We start from the raw sequence: 15,946 nt of genomic DNA on the forward strand, positions 1-15,946 counted from the left end.
AGCCCATGAGACATATTGCACCAATTTCCGGTGAGAGGCCCGCCGCCGTTCCAGAGCAGGACGCGGTAACCCTGGGGCGATTCCTGGGAAGGCTGCCGGCCGGTGTCACGGTGCTCCACGATGCCGGCAACGGCGGTGCGCCCCTCCGCTGGGTGGAGCCAAGTGAGCTTGGTGATCCTACTCCGTACCTCCTGGACGGAGAGTTCGTCCTCACCGCGGGGCTGCCCTTCCTGCAACCGGAGGCGGGAAGCGGCCACGGCGGTCCGGGGCGGCAGGATGGCTCCCGTCCGCAGGCGCCGGGAACTGTGGATCCGGAGCTGGCTGATGAGTACGTTGCCCGGCTGGTGGCTGCGGGTGTGGCGGCCCTCGGATTCGGGCTGGAGCCGTACTACGATGCCGTACCCGGCGAGGTGGCCGCCGCGTGCCGGCGCCGCGGCCTGACGCTGGTGGAAGTCCCGGCCAGCATCCCCTTTGCTGCGCTTGGACTGGAGTTCTCCAAGCTGCTGGAATCGGGCAACGCCCTTGCGTTCCGCCAGCTGGCCGAAACGAACCGCCACCTCATGAGGGCCGTACTCTCGGCGCGCCCGGAGCACGAACTGCTGGCGGCCCTGACGCAAAAGGTCCCCGTATGGGCAGCCCTGTTCGGGCCGGACGGAAAGGTCCGCGCCAAGGCAGGAGCCGTCGTCGAACTTTCCACCATGCAACCCCTGGTCAAAAAGCTGCTTACCGGCAGTGGACCGAGGGTGGAAACCGAGGCGCTGCCTGGGCATGGCCAGGTGCTGGCCGTGGGGCACCCGCTCCGCAGCAGCAAGGACGCTACCCTCGGCGGGCTGGTCCTCGGCACCGCCAAGCCGCTTACGCCTGCACAAAACAGCGTGGTTTCCTCAGTGGTGGGACTCCTGGAGCTTCTTGTCCGGCAGCGGACCAGCGGTTCACTGGCGCCCAGCCAGCTGGCTACGGCGGTGTTGCTGCACCCGGAGAGCCTCGCCGGCGGCAGCACCCGGCAGCTCAACAGCGTCCGGGACCTGCTCGCCCAAAGCGTCTCAGGTACCCGGACCGGCCCCCTCAGGGTGGTCCAGGGCGTCCGGCTGGAGGGCGCTGCGGCTGACGGGCCCGTCCGGGAGCTGCTTCAGTGGCGGCGGCTTTTCGACACGAAGCTGGTGGAACTCACCGACTATGGCTTCGCTGCCATCACCCGGCTGAAGGTGGACGAGCCGTTAGTGGCCGAGGTGGAGCAACTGGGCTGGGGCCTGGTGGTTGGCGGAACAGCCGAGCTCCCCGGCCTCCCGTCCGCGTACCGTAACGCAAGCGCCCTGCGTCCCCGCGTCGCTGCCACCGGCCGGACGGTGCGGGAAGAGGAGCAGGCGTGGACGGTGGCGGGGTTGCTCGGCGGCGGGGCCGGCGGCATGCTTGCCAGCCGGCTCCTGGCACCGGTCATGGCGTTGGAGCCGGAGCGCAGGGACAGCCAGCTGGGCCTGCTGCGCTCTTGGCTGGGAGCGAACGGAAACTGGGACGCAACCGCGAAGGACCTGGGGCTGCACCGCAACAGTGTCCGGCGCCAGGTCAATGCCCTGGCTGCGCTGCTGGACATGGATTTTGGCCAAGCCTCTGTCCGGGCCGAACTGTGGATTGCCCTCCAGTTCGTGGACTCCGTAAGCCCGCCTGGCTCCTGAGAGCCACGGCGGCCACTGAGCGGTCAGGCGCCCCAGCTGCGGTACAAGTCGGGGCGGCGCTCTGCAAGGTAGGGCACGCCGGCCCGCTCACGGCGGGGAGCGGCCGGGTCCAGTTCGGCGTACAGCAACACCGGCGCCTCCCCTGCTTCGGCCAGCAGTTTTCCGTCCGGCCCGGCGACGACGCTTCCGCCGAGAAACCGGCAGCCGTCTTCCACTCCGGAGTGGTTTGCGTAGGCGATGGCCAGCTGGCTTTCGAGCGCACGTGCCCTGACCAGGATCTGCGGAACGTCGTTGAACCCGTGCGCCAGTGCGGTTGGCACCAGGAGGAGTTCTGCGCCAGCGGCGGCGGCCGCGCGCACAGCTTCGGGGAACTCCACGTCGTAGCAGATCACCATGGAGGTGGGGAGCCCCTGGAAATTGACGACGGCGGGCCGTTCCGCGGCAGGGGTGAAAGCGGCACGTTCGTCAGGGCCGAAGAGATGGACCTTGCCGTAGCCAAGCAGCGTGCTGCCGTCCGCATCCAGCAGGGTTGCGCTGATCTGCCACTCGCCTCGCGGCGTGATCCGCGGCAAGCTGTAGACAAGCCCGATGCCGTGGTTGCGGGCAATGCCGGCGAGCCGGCGGTGGAGGCCAGGCAGTTCGGCGGGATCCAGGCCGGCCCGGACCCTGCGGGGGGCATAGCCCACCGGAAAGAGCTCAGGCGTCAGCAGCACTGCCGCGCCTGCGGCCGCCGCATCCCGCGCCGCACCGTCAATCACCGCGCAGTTCGCGTCAATATCAAGGACATCGGCATTTGCCTGCAGGAGTGCCAGCAGCACTGTTCCCACCTTCCTTACTCCGGACGGGCCCCGGCTGGAGACCTTTGTCCAGCGTAGCCACCGCTTTGGACCGTCCTGCGGGACCATCTGCACCACGGCCGGGCTGCGGCGTACCAATTGACCTCACGGATCCATTCCAGTCACAAGATGACTCATGCGTTAACTTCTTGACTACAAGAGTGCAGATAGGGCAATGTTCTTAGCATGTCCGCCACCCCGCGCTCAACGAGGAGCAAGCCCAAGAATCCCGGCTCGCAGTCTGCACTGCGCCAACTGAACCAGCAGCGGATCATCGAAAGCCTGATGGGCGGACCATCCACCCAGGCCGAACTCGCCAGGCAGACCGGACTCTCCACCGCCACCGTCTCCAACATCGTCAAAATCATGCTTGACTCCGGACTGGCGTCCACCGAACCAATCACCAGTTCCGGACGCCGGGCGCTGAATGTCCGGCTCAACAGCAACGGCGCAGTGGCGGTCGGCATCGACTTCGGCCGGCGGCACCTGCGGGTGGTGCTGGCCTCACTGAGCTACCACGTCATCGCCGAAGAATCGGTCATGCTGCCGCTGGGCCACCAGGCGGAGGAAGGCATCCGGGCAGCGGTTGCCCTCCTCGCCAAACTCCTCGAGGAAAGCGGAACGGAACGCTCCTCGGTGGTGGGCGCCGGCGTCGGAATCCCCGGCCCCATCGACCGCCGCACCGGCACCGTGGCGCAGGGCGCCATCCTGCCGGAATGGGTGGGAATCAACATCCTCCAACACTTGGAAGACACGTTGAAAATCCCCGTCTTCATTGACAACGACGCCAACCTGGGAGCATGGTCCGAGGTTACCTGGGGTCAGCACACCGGCGTCAGCAACCTCATGTTCCTGAAGATCGGATCCGGCATCGGCGCAGGCCTCATCCTCAACGGCGCACCGTATTACGGGAACGTCGGCATCACCGGTGAAATCGGCCACGCCACCATCCACGAGCAAGGCCTGGTGTGCCGCTGCGGCAACCGGGGCTGCCTGGAAACCATCGCGTCCACCACCACCATGATCGAACTTTTGAGCCGGGGCGAGGACCGCCCCCTGACCCCCGCGGACATCGTCCGGAAGGCCCTCAACCGCGACCCCGCCACCCTTCGCGTGGTGGATGATGCCGGCCTTTCCGTGGGCCGCGCACTGGGCAACGTGGCCAACCTGATCAACCCTGAAGTCATTGTGGTGGGCGGGCCCCTGGCGGGCCTTGGAGACCTGCTGCTGGATCCCATCAGGCGTGGCCTGGTCCGGCACGCCGTGCCCGTCATTGGCGAAACCACCACCCTCGCCATGTCATCCCTTGGCGACCGCGCTGAGGCCCTTGGCGCGGCGGCCCTGGTCTTTCAACACGCGGGCATCCGTAAAATGTAGACCGTTTCGTTATCCGGCAATTGCGTTCAAGACTTGACGACAATAGCTGTGATCCAGTTTACTTTTGGATCAGACGGCCCTGCGCTTTGCCGGCCGGACAAAGAAGTCATTGCATTGGAGGGTTAGGGCAGATGACGTCCCAGGCCACACAAGCGGAGCCGATCATCCTGGAGATGCGGTCCATCACTAAAGAATTCCCCGGCGTTAAAGCCTTGGCCAACGTGAACCTGCGGGTAAAGGCAGGTGAAATCCACGCCATCTGCGGCGAGAACGGGGCCGGCAAGTCCACCCTGATGAAGGTCCTCTCGGGCGTCTACCCCTACGGCAGCTACGACGGAGACATCGTCTACCAGGGGCAGGTCCAGCAGTTCAAGGACATCCGGGCCAGCGAACACGCCGGCATCGTGATCATCCACCAGGAACTGGCGCTGATCCCCGAGCTGTCCATCATGGAGAACATCTTCCTGGGCAACGAGCCCACCAAGCGGGGCGTCATCGACTGGTCCGAGGCCCGGCTCCGCTCCCTGGACCTGCTGGCCCGCGTAGGCCTGCGCGAGGATCCTGACACCCCCATCAAGGAAATCGGCGTCGGCAAGCAGCAGCTCGTCGAAATCGCCAAGGCGCTGAACAAGTCCGTGAAGATCCTCATCCTGGACGAACCCACGGCAGCCCTGAACGAGTCCGATTCCCAGCACCTGCTGGACCTGATGAAGGGCCTGAAGGCCAAGGGCATCACCTCCATCATCATTTCCCACAAGCTCAACGAGATTGAGCAGATCGCCGATTCGATCACCATCATCCGCGACGGCAAGTCCATCGAGACGCTGAATGTGAAGGCGGACGGCGTGGACGAGGACCGGATCATCAAGGGCATGGTGGGCCGCACCCTGGAGTCCAGGTTCCCGGACCACACGCCCAAGATCGGCGAAGTCTTCTTCGAGGTGAAGAACTGGACGGTGGGCCACCCCAACGTGCAGGACAGGCTGGTGTGCAAGAACTCCAGCTTCTTCGTCCGCCGGGGCGAGATCGTCGGGTTCGCCGGGCTGATGGGTGCGGGCCGCACCGAGCTGGCCAGGTCAGTCTTCGGCAGGTCCTACGGGCGGTTCATCGACGGGCACGTATACAAGGACGGCAAGGAAGTCACGCTCAAGTCCGTGCGCCAGGCCATCGACGCCGGGCTGGGCTACGTGACGGAAGACCGCAAATCCCTGGGCCTGAACCTCCTGGACGACATCAAGACCACAACGGTGGCCGCCAACCTTCGCAAAATCAGCCGCCACTCCGTGGTGGATGCGAACCAGGAATTCACCGTCGCCGAGCAATACCGCAAGTCCCTCCGCACCAAGACTCCGTCGGTGGAAGAAGGCGTGGCCAAGCTCTCCGGCGGCAACCAGCAGAAGGTGGTCCTGGCCAAATGGATGTTCACGGACCCCGACCTGCTGATCCTGGATGAACCCACCCGCGGCATCGACGTCGGAGCCAAGTACGAGATCTACGGCATCATCCAGCAACTGGCGAACCAGGGTAAGGGAGTGATTGTCATTTCCTCCGAACTCCCCGAACTCCTGGGCCTGTCCGACCGCATCTACACCATCTTCGAAGGCACCGTCACCGGTGTCCTGGATAAAGACGAGGCCAGCCAGGAAAACCTGATGAAGCTGATGACCTCCAACCCCAACCGCAAAGCCGCCTGATCCCCTGGATCATCCCAGAAACTTCCGGACCCAAGGACTGACCATGAACGCCCTCAAAAAGCTGTTTGGCGGCAACACCCGCCAATTCGGCATGATCTTTGCCCTGGTGGCTTTGATCGTCTTCTTCCAGATCTTCACCGAAGGCCGGACGCTGACGCCCGGCAACGTCATCAACCTCTTCAACGGCAACTCCTACATCCTGATCCTTGCCATCGGCATGGTCCTGGTGATCATCGCCGGCCACATCGACCTTTCCGTCGGTTCGGTTGCGGCGTTCGTGGGTGTCACCGTTGCCTTGGCCATCCGCGACTGGGGCATCCCCTGGTGGGCCGGCGTCCTGCTCGGCCTCGTACTCGGCGCCGCCATCGGTGCCTGGCAGGGGTGGTGGACCGCCTATGTGGGGATCCCCGCCTTCATCGTCACGCTGGCCGGCATGCTCCTGTTCCGCGGCTTCAACCAGTTCGTGGGCAAATCCAACACCATCCCCGTCCCCAACGACTTCCAGTACCTCGGTTCCGGCTACCTTCCGGAAGTTGGGCCCAACACCGGGTTCAACAACCTCACCCTGCTCCTCGGGATCGCGGCCGCAGCGTTCGTGGTCTGGGGAGAACTGCGATCAAGGTCCCGCGCCAAAGCACTGGGTGCCGAGGTCCCGGAAATGTGGGTCACGGCCCTGAAGCTGGTCCTGGTCTGCGGTGCCATCCTTTACGCCACCTACCTGTTCGCCACCGGCCGGCCGGGAACATCCTTCCCCATCCCCGGCCTCATCCTGGCCGTCCTGGTGCTGCTCTACGGCTTCATCTCCTCCAGAACCATCCTGGGCCGCCACGTCTACGCAGTCGGCGGTAACCGGCACGCCGCCGAGCTTTCCGGCGTGCAGTCCAAGAAGGTCAACTTCCTGGTGATGATGAACATGTCCATCCTGGCGGGCCTGGCCGGCATGATCTTCGTGGGCCGTTCCACGGCATCAGGCCCGTTCGACGGCGTGGGCTGGGAATTGGACGCCATCGCTGCAGTCTTCATCGGCGGCGCCGCGGTGACCGGCGGCGTGGGCACCGTGGTGGGGTCCATCATCGGTGGCCTGGTCATGGCCGTACTGAACAACGGCCTGCAGCTGCTCGGCGTCGGCGCCGACCTCACCCAGATCATCAAGGGCCTGGTGCTGCTGATCGCCGTCGCCTTCGACGTCTACAACAAGAGCCAGGGCAAGAAGTCCATCATCGGCCTGCTGACCAGGAACATGGGCCGATCGAGTGGCCCCAGCGGCCCCACCCAGCCCGACGAAACCACCTCCACCAAGGAAGCGATTGCCAGGGAAGCCTGAGCTTTGCAACCGACTAGCGGTAATCCATCACACAGAGAGAGAAAACCAACTATGCGAATGTTTGGTAAAGCAGGAAAGGCCGCAGCGGTAGCTGCCATCGCAGCACTGGCGCTGACGGGCTGCGGCCGCTCGGAAACCCCATCGGGCGGAGCGAGCGGCGGCGCCGGCGGGTTCGAACAGAACTCCTCCATCGGCGTCGCGCTTCCCCAGAAGACCAGTGAAAACTGGGTCCTCGCGGAGAAGCTGTTCAATGACGGCCTCAACGGCGCGGGCTTCAAGGCTGACGTCCAGTTCGCCAACGGCGGCGTGTCCGAGCAGCAGAACCAGATCAGCGCCATGGTCACCAAGGGGGCAAAGGTCATCATCGTGGGTGCCATCGACGGCTCCCAGTTGGGCACCCAGCTCAAGCAGGCCAAGGATGCCGGCGCCACCATCATTGCCTATGACCGGCTGCTGCTGAACACCGAGAACGTGGACTACTACGTGGCCTACGACAACTTCAAGGTTGGCGAGCTGCAGGGCCAGGCACTGCTGGACGGACTGAAGGCCAAGAAGCCCAATGGCCCGTACAACATCGAGCTGTTCGCCGGCTCCCCTGATGATGCGAACGCCAAGGTCTTCTTCGACGGCGCCATGAGCGTCCTGAAGCCGAAGATCGACGACGGCACGCTGAAGGTATTGTCCGGCCAGACGAACTTCGAACAGGCTGTGACCCAGGGCTGGAAGGCCGAGAATGCCCAGCGCCGCGCTGACACGCTGCTGACCGGCAGCTACACCAGCGCTTCCCTGGACGGTGTCCTCTCCCCCAACGACACCCTGGCCCGCGCAGTCCTGACCTCCGTCAAGGCAGCCGGCAAGCCGCTCCCCGTGGTGACCGGCCAGGACTCCGAGGTCGAGTCGGTAAAGTCCATCATGGCCGGGGAGCAGTACTCCACCATCAACAAGGACACCCGCAAGCTCGTTGAGCACGCCATCACCATGGTGAAGGACCTCCAGGCCGGCAAGGACCTGGAAATCAACGACAAGGACTCCTACAACAACGGTGTCAAGACCGTTCCGGCCTACCTGCTGGAGCCGGTCATCGTCACCGCCGCCAATGTGAAGACCGCTTACACGGACGATCCGGTACTCGGCCCGATCACCAAGTAACACCTCTTCACGGAACAGCCCGGCTCCTATGTGGGAGCCGGGCTGTTTCCGTTTCCGCCGGCCGTTGCAGGCAGCGTGCCCTATCGCTTGACCTTGAGCACTCCTGGGCCGGTGAACTTCAGCGCATGGTTCTTCACTGCCTGCGGGGTGCTGAATGCCTTGTAACTGTAGACGTCCGCGGGGTCCCAGCCCACGTCGGTGGTGAAGTCCCAGCCCGTCCAGTCCGGGGCCGGAGTTCCGCTGGCATCCGCCTCGGCCAGTGCCTCCGCACGGTTCTGCTCAAACGAGGCCCCGGCAATCGCGTTAAGGTCCGCGGGTTGCCCGTTGTACCAGGACCCGGTGTCGCGGAACCGGTTGCCGTTGTAGCTGCTGACCATGATGGACGGGTCAGCGCTGGGACCCGTGAACTCGAAGGCGTTGCGTTCGGAGAAGATCCGCGACTGGTAGCCGGCGCCGAGGAAGTAGCTGCTGCCGCCCTGGGCCTCGCTCACCAACGGGTAGTGCGGATCATCGGTGCTTCCGGAGAAGTAATTGTTGACCACGTGGACCTGGCCAAACCGGACGCGGGGTGCGCGCTGCTGGAGGTTCTCGAAGTGATTGCCGATGTAGCTGACGCGCAGCTTGCCGCCGTCTTTGTCAACGTGCTCGTCGCCTGAACCCAAGAGCATGGTTTTGTCATGGTTGGAGAGCCTGCTGTTGGAAATGGTCACGAAGTCTGTGCCGTCCTTCAGATCGAGCAGGCCGTCGTGCCGGTTGGCCGGTTTACCGTTGGGACCCTTTGGAGCTTCGCTGTCAGGGAAGCGGCCGTCCGAAAGGCTGACATGATCAATCCACAGGTGATCCGATGTCACTGAGGAGACGGCGTCGAACCGAGCGTTCCAGGCGCCGTTGCCGTCGTCCGGCGACCACGTGCTGAAGAAGTCCACGGGCGCTTCCACACTGAGGTTTCGCATCACTACATTCGTTGCGCTCAGAATCACAATATTCGCACCAACGAATCCTGCGTCCTCGCCGAGACCAACCAGTGTGGTGTTGCTGGGAAGGCTGACTTCAATCTGGCGCTTCATGTTGTTGCTGCCGGTCTGGCGAAGCTGCCGCTGCTTCTTGCAGTACTCGAACGTCTGGTCACTCCATACCTTGCCTTCGGGGCCAAAGCAGGAAATGTACTGATTGATGTCGTAGCCCGGAGCGTAGTCCTGCTCCCCGAGAATCCGCCCGTCCGGCGTTTGGTTGCCGTCGATGGTGCCGTTCACGTAGATGATTTTCGGCGCTGTGGGTTGGCCCTTGTTGGCAAGCGCTGCCTTGAGATCGGCCAGAGTGCTCACCTCGTAGCGGCTTTCGGCCGGAGCATCTGCGCCGCCATTCGTGCCACGTCCGACGGCGGCCCAACCAGTGGGTGCCCTCCGCCCGGCAGTTGGGTCGCCGGGACCCAGCCCTTTCCGTCGCTTAGACACGGCGCAAAGGGGACCGTTCGGTCGCTGGGCGACCTGCCGGACCCGATGCGCCGCGATGCGCTCCTACGAAAGGGCAGCGCACCGGCTGGTGCGCGGGCACGAGGAGGTTTGCGGTTCTTCGTATAGGCGCGCATCGCCGACCAGAGCGACGAGCAGGTCGCCCAGCGACCGGAGCGTTGCGGCGGGAGGAAGCGGCGTCCCGAGGGCCCCTCGGCGAGCCTGCGAGCCCTGGGGAGGGACCTCCGCGCTAAGCGCCGGCGAAGGGCCGCAGTCCTCCGTCCGCAGCTAATCGCCGGACTCGACTGCGCAAAGTCCTTCACAGGACAAACACAGGTTGAACCAGCAGTCCGCACAGGGATCCCGCTGATTGTTGATCCTGACGGCGGGCCTGCAGGCCTGCCCCGAAATCCTAGGAGTACAGTGAGCGTCCTTGCCCGGAGTGTAGGCAACGCCTTCAGAAACAAAGTCAGGACTGCAGCCGTCGTTGCGGTCCTGGCCGTTGCCATCGGACTGGCTCTGGCCATGCTGGTGGCCAACCAGGCCGTCGGAGCGAAAGTCCAGGAGCTCAACGCCTCCGTCGGAACGGTCCTGACCGTGAACCCGGCCGGAGGCCAAGGCTTCGAGGGCGGCGGCGAGCCGCTCACCACCGAGCAGGCAACCGCTGCAGCCGCCGTTCCCAACGTGAGTGCCGTCGTCGGGACCTCATCCCTCCGTCTGCGGAACGCCACGGAAGCTGCCGCCCAGGCGGCAGCGGGACAAACCGGCCAAGGCGGCCCCGGCGGACAGGGTGGGCAGGGCGGACCTGGCGGACAGGCTGCGGCAACGCTGACCACCAGCCTCACTGCGGCAGTGGACGCGGGAACCCTCGGCAACCGCAACCAGCAGTCAAATGGAACCACGGGATCCGGGTCAACCACGCAACCCATGCGGTCGCTGCCCATCACGGCCACCGGCATCGGCGCCGAGGTGGACTCCACGGGCAAGGCGCTCACCATTGCCGAAGGCGCAGGATTGGGCGACTACACGGCCGAATCGACCAACGCCTTGCTGGGCACAACCCTTGCTGAGAAGAACAACCTGAGCATCGGCTCCACCTTCACCATCAACGATCAGGCCTACACCGTGGCCGGCCTGTTCGACGCCGGCACCTCCTTCGGCAACAACGCCGTCTACGTGACCCTGCCCACCGCCCAGGCCCTCGCCGGGACCCCCACCGAACTGTCCAGCATGATCGTTACGGTGAATTCCCTGGAGAACGTCGATTCCACCAAGGCCGCCCTGCAGGACGCGCTCGGCACTGACAAGGCGGACGTCACACAGGGGCAAAACCTGGAGACCGCCGTCAGCTCCCTCGGCAGTGTCAAGAACATCTCGTTCATCGCCTTCGTTGCCGCGCTCGCCACCGCCGGCCTGATCATCCTGTTGATCATGGTGATGCTGGTCCGCGAGCGCCGCCGGGAGATCGGCGTCCTGAAGGCCATCGGCGCACCCAACCGCACCATCGGCCTGCAATTCGTCCTCGAGGCCCTGGTCTTGGCGGCGCTGGGCAGCGCAGCGGGGGCCGTCATCGCAGCCTTTGCCAGCAGCGGCATCGCCTCCGCGCTGATCAGCACGAACAGCACCAGTACGACGCCGGCCGCCACCGCCGGGCGCGGCATGCCTGGCGGAGTCCCCGGCGGCGGAGCAGGTTTTCCGGGCGGAGGCCAGGGTGGGAACCCGTTCGGCGGCGCATCCCAGCTCCTCACCTCCGTCACTGCCAGCGCCTCCCCCGAAGTCATCGCGGCCGGCGTCGCGGCGGTGTTCGGCGTCGCGATCATTGGCGCCCTGGTTCCCGCGCTGCTCACGGCACGCATCCGTCCCATCGAAGTCCTGCGAGGAGAATAGCCATGATTGAAGTCAAGAACCTGGTCCGCACCTTCAACTCCGGTGACCGCACCATCAAGCCGGTCAACGATGTCAGCTTCGTCCTCGAGCAAGGCACCCTCGCATCGATCGTCGGAAAGAGCGGAAGCGGGAAGAGCACACTGCTCTCCCTCCTGGGTGCGCTGGACAAGCCCACCAGCGGAGACGTCGTCGTCAACGGCGTAAGCCTGGCGGGGATGCCCGACGCCAAACTGACCGAATACCGCCGGCGGGACATCGGCTTCGTCTTCCAGCAGTTCAACCTGATTCCCAACCTCTCAGCAGTGGACAACGTGATGCTGCCCATGGAGTTCGCGGGAATGCGCAAGGCCGCCCGCCAGCAACGCGCCAAGGATCTGTTGGAGCAGGTCCAGCTGGTTCAGGACAAACACGACCGGCGCATCAACCGCCTGTCCGGCGGCGAGCAGCAGCGCGTCGCCATCGCCCGCGCCCTGGCGAACGAGCCGAAACTGATCCTGGCCGATGAGCCCACGGGCAACTTGGACGAGCAGACCGGGGACCACATCATCTCGCTCCTCAGTGCCCTAAGCCGCGACCACAACACCACCATCCTGGTGGTTACCCACGACCGTGCACTCGCCAATAAGACCGACCGCAGGTTCCGGCTGCAACAGGGAAAGCTGACCGAGGAGCCGGTGCGCCCCCGTGCCGCGGTCCCGGTGACCGCCTAGCAGTGACCAGGGAGGGCCGTCGTCGCGCTCTCCCCAGCCACCCCAGGCTCCCACGTGGATAGTTCCCCCCGCACCTCTTTCAGTCCTGTGGCAGGATGACTGAATGACCGCGCCCATCGCCACGCCATGGTTGTCCAGCCAGACCGATACGGACCCCCGTTCAGCCACCGGAACGCCCCTCCGCTGGGGAATCATCGCCACCGGAGGAATCGCCAAATCCGTGGCGCAGGACCTCGCGTTGCTTGCGGATGCCGAACTGTATGCCGTCAGCTCGCGGGGGCAGGCGACGGCGGACGCTTTCGCAGCCGCCTACGGCGTAGGCAAAGCGTACGGGGACCACGACGGCGCGCACGGCTACCAGCGTCTGCTCGCCGACGACGCGGTGGATGTCGTCTACGTTGCCACCCCGCATGCGCAGCACCACGAGATCGTCCTGTCCGCACTTCAGGCGGGCAAGCACGTCCTGTGTGAAAAGGCCTTCACCATCAACGCCCGGGAAGCGGCCGAACTGATCGAGGCTGCCCGCAGCCGCAAGCTGTTCCTGATGGAGGCCGTCTGGAGCCGCTTCCTGCCCGGCATGCAGCGTGCCTTCGAAATTGCCGCGTCCGGCGAACTGGGCGAGATCCACTGGGTCACCGCCGATTTGGGTTTTCCCGCACCGTACTCCCCCACCGCCCGGCTGTGGGCACGGCAGGACGGCGGCGGGGCGCTGCTCGACCTCACCGTCTACCCCCTGCTTTGGGCGCTGGGAACGCTCGGGTTTCCCCAAACCGTGAGCGCCACAGGGCATGTGAACGACGACGGCGTGGATGCCCAGAACGCGCTGACGCTCGGTTACCACCACGGCGCCCAGGTCCAGCTGACCTCGTCCCTTTTGGCTCACGGACCGCGTACGGCAACCGTCGCCGGAAGCCGCGGCTTCCTCCAAAGTGCCGGGTCGATCAACAACCCCCGCGAACTGACCGTGTCCACAGGGTGGGACGAGCGGCGGACCGAGACGTTCGACGTCGTGGGCAAGGGCTACACCTATGAACTGCGCGAAGTGACCCGCTGCATCCAGCAGGGCATCACGCAAAGTCCGGTAATGCCGCTGGAAGACTCGCTGAACACCATGCGGCTCTTCGACGGCGTGCGCGCCCAACTTGGCGTCAGCTACCCAAATGACGGGCGTCACTAAGGCCGCGGTTCGCAATTAAATCCGTCATTGGCGTGACAATATCCGCCGAAAAGTCCGGGGTTTTTTAGCGGGTAGCTTCGATTTCTGTCACATTCTTTTCATTGGCCCCTAGACGTTCGACGATAAGCAGTCTTAGGATTCTGCCATCGTCGTTTCCTCACGGTACTGGGGGTGGTACTCATGGCTGATGCACCTTCGCCGTGGCGTGCCATGCGTCCCGTGTTGTTTGCGGGGGCCGCGGCCATCGGCTGGCTGACGTTGTCATCGGCCGCGGCGTCTGCCGACACCCTTTCTGAGACTTCGTCCCTGCTGGGCGGTGTCACCAGCTCCGTATCGTCGTCCGTTTCCACGGTGACAGGCAAGGTTGCCGGAACTGTTCCAACAGATTCGCAGGCCACGGCCACCGCCCCGGCTTCGAACCCCGGGCCGGTACCCGCCCGACCGGCGGCACAGCTGCAGCCTGTGGCCAGCCAGGTTTCGACTGTGGCGGACAACCTGATCTCTTCCGTGCCCGTGGTGAACCGAGTGGTTCCTACGGGCACGGTTTCTGCCGTTGCAGTACCCATCGTTGAGGCCGCGGACGGAACCACTGCGGCCCTCGTTGAAGCAGTCGTTCCGCCGGTTGCCGAGGCTGTCCCCGTGCTTGAACCGGTGTTGGTCCCGGTGTCGGGCCTCGTGACCGGCTCCGACCCGCTTCCGCTTCCCGATCTCTCCGGAACCCTGCCACCTCAAGAACTGCCGGCCCCCGAATCGGTCCCAGCGGCCGGCCTCAACGACGTCAAACCCATACAGCACGCCGCCTCGACGCTGCCGGCTGAACCGTCCAGTGCGGCCGGGGCAGCTGCGTTGAACATAGAGGCACCGGCCCTGTCCGTTATCCCGGGCTACGGTGCGGCAATCCCTGCTGAAACGTCCGGCATCGAGCCGGCTGTGCACCCCTCGGTTGGCGGCCGCACCGGTCAAGCCGACACTGACGATCCCCCGCACCAACCGGCTCAGCCCCCTGCCGTTCCAGGCACCGGCACTGGCAGTGGTGGGCCTGTTGCTCCCGCCTTCGGTTCCGCCGCTTGGCTGAGCGCCTACGACTTTGATCATCTCTTCTCCCGCGCCGTCCTGGCTCGGGATGATCGTGAGCATACCCCCGCACCGGTGTCCTTCGACCCCGGTTCTTCGCCTGACTAGTTGAGTCCCGGCTGCCCTCTTGCGGCAGTGCGCGGCCATATGGGCAGCTGCATCAGCGCCCTTCTTCAACTTCTTCAGGAGAAACCATCATGAGTTCCAACCTTCGCAGGGGGCTGCTTGGCACCCTCTTTGCCGGTGGACTGCTGGCATTCGGCTGTACAGCAGCGAACGCGGCAGACACCACCAACACCACCGGATCGGATCTTTCCGCATCCGCCCTGATCTCGGCGGCGGCGTCCGCTGATACGACGTCGTTGGGCCTGCTGGGTGACCCAACGCCGTCCGACTCAACGGGCGTCGCCGCCGTAGTGGACGTCGCACTGAACGCCGGAAACAATACTGACGGAGCCGGCAGCGGGCTCGCTGCGGTCGCCGGAGTCGGCCTTGGTCTCGGGGGCGGCAGCACCGCTCCCGAGGCAACGACGGCCGATGTGGCTGTCGCCGCGGACGCTGTTGTGGACCTGGGCGGCGTCACCGGCTCGAACAGTGCAACCAACGACGGCCTCGCTGCCGTCGTCGACGCACACGTCAACCTCGGCCTCGGCGACACCGGAACCACGGACGGCACCGTCACCGACGTAGCGGTGGACGCCAATGCAATCGTGGACCTAAGCGGCGTCACCGGCACCAACGACGACCCCACCGCCGTCGTCGACGCAGACGTCAACCTCGCCCTCGACAACACCGGAATTGCGGACGGCACAACTGCTGACGTTGCCGTTGACACCACCGTGGACCTCGGCGGCGTCACCGGCACCAACGGAACCACCAGCGACGGCCCCACCGCCGTCGTCGATGCAGCCGTCGACCTCGGCGACACCGAAACCACGGACGGTACCACCACCGACGCAGCGGTGGACGCCAATGCAATCGTGGACCTCAGCGGCGTCACCGGCACCAACGACGGCCCCACCGCCGTCGTCGATGCAGCCATCGACCTCGGCGTTGACCTGGGCACCGACACCACCGGCACTATGAGCAATGGCGGGCTGGATACCGCTATTGACGCCGGCATCGATCTGGGTCTCGGCAACACCGGTGGAGCGGATGCCGGTATTGACCTGGGTGTGGACCTTGGCATCGGTGCGGAGACGCCAGGCGCCGAGAACCCCGGCACTGGTACACCTGGCACGGAGAACCCCGGCGACGGCGATACCGGAGGCGTTGGCACCGTGGATCCCGAAACAGGCACCCCGGGGAGTGAAAACCCCGGCAACGGCGCAGGTGCAGGTGCCGGTATGGACAACGGCACCGGGATCACGGGTGTAGGCACTGCCGGAGCCACTGGCAGCTCCGTAGCACCCGCCGGTTCAACAGCAGTCAGTGGCGTCATCGCCGCCGACACCGCACCGCGAACCGCTCCTGCCCAGGGAGGTGCGGCCGCACTGGCCAACACCGGAGTGGACGGCACCCTCGCTCCACTGGCCCTGCTGCTCCTGGCCGCCGGAGTCCTGGTGCTCCGCAAGCGCAGGGCTTCCTGATACAC

General features: G+C 65.2%; 12 protein-coding genes. 10 read left to right on the top strand and 2 right to left on the bottom strand.

Translation table 11 applies throughout. The features are described from left to right. The first annotated feature begins 5 nt into the window (after positions 1-5). The gene (locus tag UC32_RS04990) at positions 6-1,673 is read left to right on the top strand and encodes a PucR family transcriptional regulator (RefSeq protein WP_045730153.1); all 1,668 of its coding nucleotides are present in this window, start codon (positions 6-8) and stop codon (positions 1,671-1,673) included. A gap of 23 nt (positions 1,674-1,696) precedes the next feature. Here UC32_RS04990 and UC32_RS04995 read toward each other — a convergent pair whose 3' ends face one another. Then, positions 1,697-2,491, bottom strand: a complete 795-nt coding sequence (locus UC32_RS04995; RefSeq protein ID WP_045730154.1) for a nitrilase-related carbon-nitrogen hydrolase — start codon at positions 2,489-2,491, stop codon at positions 1,697-1,699. A 204-nt stretch (positions 2,492-2,695) separates the two neighbouring features. Between UC32_RS04995 and UC32_RS05000 the strand changes: the two genes are divergently transcribed. The 4 genes from UC32_RS05000 (at position 2,696) to UC32_RS05015 (ending at position 8,053) form a co-directional block, all read left to right on the top strand. Next, positions 2,696-3,886, top strand: coding sequence for an ROK family transcriptional regulator (locus UC32_RS05000; protein WP_045730155.1), 1,191 nt, complete (start codon positions 2,696-2,698; stop codon positions 3,884-3,886). Between the two features lie 131 nt (positions 3,887-4,017). Beyond that, positions 4,018-5,580: a multiple monosaccharide ABC transporter ATP-binding protein gene (gene mmsA, locus UC32_RS05005; RefSeq protein WP_045730156.1), complete on the top strand. Its 1,563-nt coding sequence runs from the start codon at positions 4,018-4,020 to the stop codon at positions 5,578-5,580. A 43-nt stretch (positions 5,581-5,623) separates the two neighbouring features. Then, positions 5,624-6,904 carry a multiple monosaccharide ABC transporter permease gene (gene mmsB, locus UC32_RS05010; protein WP_045730157.1) on the top strand — a complete coding sequence of 427 codons (1,281 nt, stop codon included), beginning with the start codon at positions 5,624-5,626 and terminating at the stop codon, positions 6,902-6,904. 51 nt (positions 6,905-6,955) lie between these two features. Beyond that, the gene (locus UC32_RS05015; protein ID WP_045730158.1) at positions 6,956-8,053 is read left to right on the top strand and encodes a substrate-binding domain-containing protein; all 1,098 of its coding nucleotides are present in this window, start codon (positions 6,956-6,958) and stop codon (positions 8,051-8,053) included. 80 nt (positions 8,054-8,133) lie between these two features. On the opposite strand, the gene UC32_RS05020 is transcribed toward UC32_RS05015, so the two are convergent. Beyond that, the gene (locus UC32_RS05020; protein WP_052690519.1) at positions 8,134-9,378 is read right to left on the bottom strand and encodes a pectate lyase family protein; all 1,245 of its coding nucleotides are present in this window, start codon (positions 9,376-9,378) and stop codon (positions 8,134-8,136) included. A 549-nt stretch (positions 9,379-9,927) separates the two neighbouring features. Here UC32_RS05020 and UC32_RS05025 point away from each other — a divergent pair. The 5 genes from UC32_RS05025 (at position 9,928) to UC32_RS05045 (ending at position 15,941) form a co-directional block, all read left to right on the top strand. Continuing rightward, the gene (locus tag UC32_RS05025) at positions 9,928-11,391 is read left to right on the top strand and encodes an ABC transporter permease (protein WP_045730160.1); all 1,464 of its coding nucleotides are present in this window, start codon (positions 9,928-9,930) and stop codon (positions 11,389-11,391) included. Positions 11,392-11,393: 2 nt separating this feature from the next. Further along, positions 11,394-12,101: an ABC transporter ATP-binding protein gene (locus tag UC32_RS05030; protein ID WP_045730161.1), complete on the top strand. Its 708-nt coding sequence runs from the start codon at positions 11,394-11,396 to the stop codon at positions 12,099-12,101. A gap of 103 nt (positions 12,102-12,204) precedes the next feature. Next, on the top strand, positions 12,205-13,278 hold the full coding sequence (locus tag UC32_RS05035; protein ID WP_045730162.1) for a Gfo/Idh/MocA family protein: 1,074 nt from the start codon (positions 12,205-12,207) through the stop codon (positions 13,276-13,278). Positions 13,279-13,458: 180 nt separating this feature from the next. Further along, the gene (locus tag UC32_RS05040) at positions 13,459-14,460 is read left to right on the top strand and encodes a hypothetical protein (protein WP_152642559.1); all 1,002 of its coding nucleotides are present in this window, start codon (positions 13,459-13,461) and stop codon (positions 14,458-14,460) included. A gap of 89 nt (positions 14,461-14,549) precedes the next feature. Then, the gene (locus tag UC32_RS05045; RefSeq protein WP_045730163.1) at positions 14,550-15,941 is read left to right on the top strand and encodes a hypothetical protein; all 1,392 of its coding nucleotides are present in this window, start codon (positions 14,550-14,552) and stop codon (positions 15,939-15,941) included. Positions 15,942-15,946: the final 5 nt, after the last annotated feature.

This window comes from Pseudarthrobacter chlorophenolicus (genome assembly GCF_000962805.1).
GTDB classification, from domain to species: domain Bacteria; phylum Actinomycetota; class Actinomycetes; order Actinomycetales; family Micrococcaceae; genus Arthrobacter; species Arthrobacter chlorophenolicus_A.